This is a genomic window from Dietzia sp. DQ11-38-2 (assembly GCF_014145055.1).
GTDB lineage: Bacteria > Actinomycetota > Actinomycetes > Mycobacteriales > Mycobacteriaceae > Dietzia.
The window spans coordinates 1-3,926 of record NZ_JAALDW010000125.1; the positions used below are offsets into that span (position 1 = coordinate 1).

At 69.9% G+C, this 3,926-nt stretch carries 3 protein-coding genes; 1 reads left to right on the plus strand and 2 read right to left on the minus strand.

Features of this window, described 5'->3' with window-relative positions; genetic code table 11:
* The coding region (locus G6026_RS04870; protein ID WP_182612394.1) for a class I tRNA ligase family protein at positions 1-2,573 on the plus strand (2,573 nt) is incomplete at its 5' end.
* Between the two features lie 117 nt (positions 2,574-2,690).
* Here G6026_RS04870 and G6026_RS04875 read toward each other — a convergent pair.
* Both G6026_RS04875 and G6026_RS04880 read right to left on the minus strand, forming a co-directional pair.
* Complete coding sequence (locus G6026_RS04875; RefSeq protein ID WP_107757848.1) at positions 2,691-3,080, minus strand: hypothetical protein; 390 nt, start codon at positions 3,078-3,080, stop codon at positions 2,691-2,693.
* The gene (locus G6026_RS04880) at positions 3,077-3,925 is read right to left on the minus strand and encodes an SDR family NAD(P)-dependent oxidoreductase (RefSeq protein WP_182612395.1); all 849 of its coding nucleotides are present in this window, start codon (positions 3,923-3,925) and stop codon (positions 3,077-3,079) included. The genes G6026_RS04875 and G6026_RS04880 overlap by 4 nt, the downstream gene beginning before the upstream one ends.
* Position 3,926: the final 1 nt, after the last annotated feature.

The window sequence follows — 3,926 nt, forward strand, 5'->3', positions numbered from 1 at the left end:
TCGGGCGGCTTGGTCTGGGCCACGACCGCAGGCGCGTGGTGGCCACCACCGACACCGAGTTCTACCGCTGGACGCAGTGGATCTTCCTGCAGATCCACGGCGCCTGGTATGACCCGGAGGCCCCCGCCCGCACCACAGATGGTGGCGCGCATCCCACCCGCACCGGCCGCGCCCGGCCGATCGCCGAGCTGCGCGAACAGTTCGTCTCCGGTGCGCGGCCGCTGCCCGAGGGGTTCGCCGGCCGCGCCTGGACCGACCTCACCGCCGCCGAGCAGGAGAAGGTGCTCGACGCGCACCGGTTGGTGTACCTGTCCGACTCCCAGGTCAACTGGTGTCCCGGGCTGGGAACCGTGCTGGCCAACGAGGAGGTCACCGCCGAGGGCCGCTCCGAGCGTGGCAACTTCCCGGTGTTCCGCAAGAACCTGTCCCAGTGGATGATGCGGATCACCGCCTACGCCGACCGGCTGGTCGACGACCTGGACCGTCTGGACTGGACCGACAAGGTCAAGTCCATGCAGCGCAACTGGATCGGCCGCTCGCAGGGCGCCCGCGTGCGATTCGCGGTGGCCGACAGGTCCATCGAGGTCTTCACCACCCGCCCCGACACCCTCTTCGGTGCCACCTACATGGTGCTCTCGCCCGAGCACCCACTGGTCGACGAGCTGGCCGGGCCGTTCTGGCCGGACACCCAGGGTGCTGTCGGCGCGGCCGGCGACGCGGGCCCGGGTGGAATCGACGAGCGGTGGACCGGTGGGCACTCCTCGCCGGCCGAGGCCGTGCAGGAGTACCGCCGCCGGGCCGCGACCAAGTCCGATCTGGAGCGCCAGGAGAACAAGGACAAGACCGGCGTCTTCACCGGCGCCTACGCCGTCAACCCGGTCAACGGGCAGCAGGTCCCGGTGTTCGTGGCGGACTACGTGCTCATGGGCTACGGGACCGGGGCGATCATGGCGGTGCCCGCCCACGACTCCCGCGACCACGAGTTCGCCACGGCCTTCGGTCTGCCGATCGTCCAGGTGGTCGCCCCGGCCGACGGGAGCGAGCTCGACGTGGCGACCGAGGCGTACGCGGGTGACGGCGTGGCCGTGAACTCCACCAACGAGCTCGGGCTCTCTCTCGACGGACTCGGCGTCGACGAGGCCAAGGCCGCGACCATCGCCTGGCTCGAGGGCGAGGGCACCGGTGAGGGCACCGTCCAGTACAAGCTGCGCGACTGGCTGTTCGCCCGCCAGCGCTACTGGGGCGAGCCGTTCCCCGTGGTCTACGACGCCGAGGGTGTCCCGCACCCGCTGCCGGACGAGATGCTCCCCGTCGAGCTGCCCGAGGTCGAGGACTACAAGCCCGTCTCGTTCGACCCCGACGACGCGGACTCGATGCCGTCCCCGCCGCTGGCCAAGGCCACCGAGTGGATGACCGTCGAGCTCGACCTCGGCGACGGCGTGCAGACCTACACCCGCGACGCCAACGTCATGCCCAACTGGGCCGGCTCCAGCTGGTACCAACTGCGCTACATCGATCCCACCAACTCCGACGAGCTCTGCGCGCTGGAGAACGAGCGCTACTGGACCGGACCGCGGCCCGAGATCCACGGCGAGGGTGATCCCGGGGGAGTGGACCTCTACGTCGGTGGAGTCGAGCACGCGGTGCTGCACCTGCTGTACTCGCGCTTCTGGCACAAGGTGCTGTTCGACCTGGGGCACGTGACCAGCGAGGAACCGTACCGCAGGCTGTTCAACCAGGGGTACATCCAGGCGTTCGCCTACACCGACTCGCGCGGCGTCTACGTACCCGCTGCAGATGTAGTGGAGCGGGACGGGAAGTTCTACCTGGATGACTCTCCGGATGCCCCCGAGGTCTTCCAGGAGTACGGGAAGATGGGCAAGTCGCTCAAGAACTCCGTCTCCCCCGACGAGATCTGTGACGAGTACGGCGCCGACACCCTGCGCGTGTACGAGATGTCCATGGGACCGCTCGACACCTCCCGGCCCTGGGCCACGAAGGACGTCGTGGGGGCGCACCGCTTCCTGCAGCGACTGTGGCGCGTGGTGATCGACGAGTCCACCGGGCGGGCCCGCGTGACCGAGGACGAGCCGTCGCAGGACGTGCTCAAGGCGCTGCACAAGGCCATCGCCGGGGTCCGGGACGACTACGCCGGTCTACGGGACAACACCGCGATCGCCAAGCTCATCGAGTACGTCAACCTCCTGACCAAGAGCTACCCGACGGAGGGGCCGGGGGCACCGCGGTCGGTCGTCGAACCGCTGGTGCTCATGGTGGCGCCCGTCGCCCCGCACCTCGCCGAGGAGCTGTGGTCCCGGCTGGGACACACCGGGTCGCTGGCCCACGGTCCGTTCCCCGAGCACGACGAGTCCTATCTGGTCGAGGAGTCGGTGGAATACCCGGTGCAGATCAAGGGCAAGGTGCGCTCGCGCATCACCGTGCCCGCGGACGCCTCACCGGCCGAGGTCGAGGCCGCGGCCCTGGCCGACGAGAAGGTGCAGGCGAACCTCGACGGGGCGACCCCGAAGAAGGTCATCGTGGTGCCGGGCAAGATGGTCAACATCGTGCCCTGACGGGGGTCGCGCCGGCGTGCTGTGGGCTTGCGCGCCCGGAATGGTCCCGTCCGGGCGCGCACTCCGCCCGAGTGCGTACAGAGGAGCCGCGCAAGTCGGGGTAGGTGGGATGACGAATCAGCCGACCTGGACGAACACCGCCGAGGACGAGCCGATGAGGTAGGTGGTGGTGACCATCCACATCGCGTAGCTGGCGAAGAGCCACGGACGCCACCTGATGTGCTGCTTCCACCGCCGGTAGGTCTTGACACCCGCCGTCACGGACAGGCCCACCGACAGGAGCAGGGGCAGAAGCACCACCTCGACGCGGTCCTGTGTCAGGCACGTGCCCCCGGGTTCCGTGCACTCCTCGCCGATGCCTCCGCCGAATGCGACGAGGGCGACCGCCAGGAGGACGACGGCCGAGGCGGAGAGCAGGACGTAGCGGATGGCGTCGGTGGCCTGGCGCTCGTTGCGCTCGAGGCGCTCCAGGGGGTCGTCGGATTCGCCGATCGGCTGGAACGTCACCGTCCGCTCCCCACGAATCCGTTGTGCCCGCCGGCCTCGGCCACTTCGTCGACCGTCGCGATCCCCAGCTGCTCGTCCGTCACGGGTGGGAAGAGCGGACCCCCGCCGAAGGCACCCCGGTGCGACAGCGGCACGCCGCCGTCGTCGTTCCTCAGCCCCTTCTCGCGACCGTACTCGGCGGTGATGATCGTGGACCCGCTCAGCCGGGGGAGCGACGGGTCCTCGGTGAGGGCCGCGATCACGCGGCCCACGAAGGTCGGGTCCTCGGCGCGGTCGAGGGGGAAGCCGTTGAAGTCGTCCATCCCCAGCGACAGGATGAGCTCGGTACGGATGAGCCCGAGCCACAGGGACAGGGTGGACACCCCGGTGCCGGCGAGCTCGTGGGCCATGTCGGCGGCCATCTTGTCCAGGGCGGTCTTGCTCATCCCGTAGAGGACGGTGTGGAACGGAGCGCGCGACCCGAACGAGGAGATGTTGACCATCAGACCGGAACCCTGCGGGACCATCACCGCGGCGGCCTCGCAGCACGCGACATAGTGCGCGCGCAGCCCCACGCCCATGAGCGCGTCCCAGTCGCCGGCGGGCCGTTCCCAGAACCTCCCGTTGAACCCCATGAAGCCCTTGGGGTTGGTCCAGACGTTGTTGACCAGCAGGTCGAGTCGTCCGGTGTCGGCGACGATCCGGGCGATGACGGCGGCGATCTGCTCGTCGCGGGCGTGATCGCACTCGAGGGGGAGCACCCGGCCGGAGGCGCCGGCCGCGGCGTCGACCGTGGCCTGCAGTCGCTCGGCCGAGCGCCCCGTGACGTACACGGTCCACCCGGCGTCGGCGAGAGCGGTGGCCACC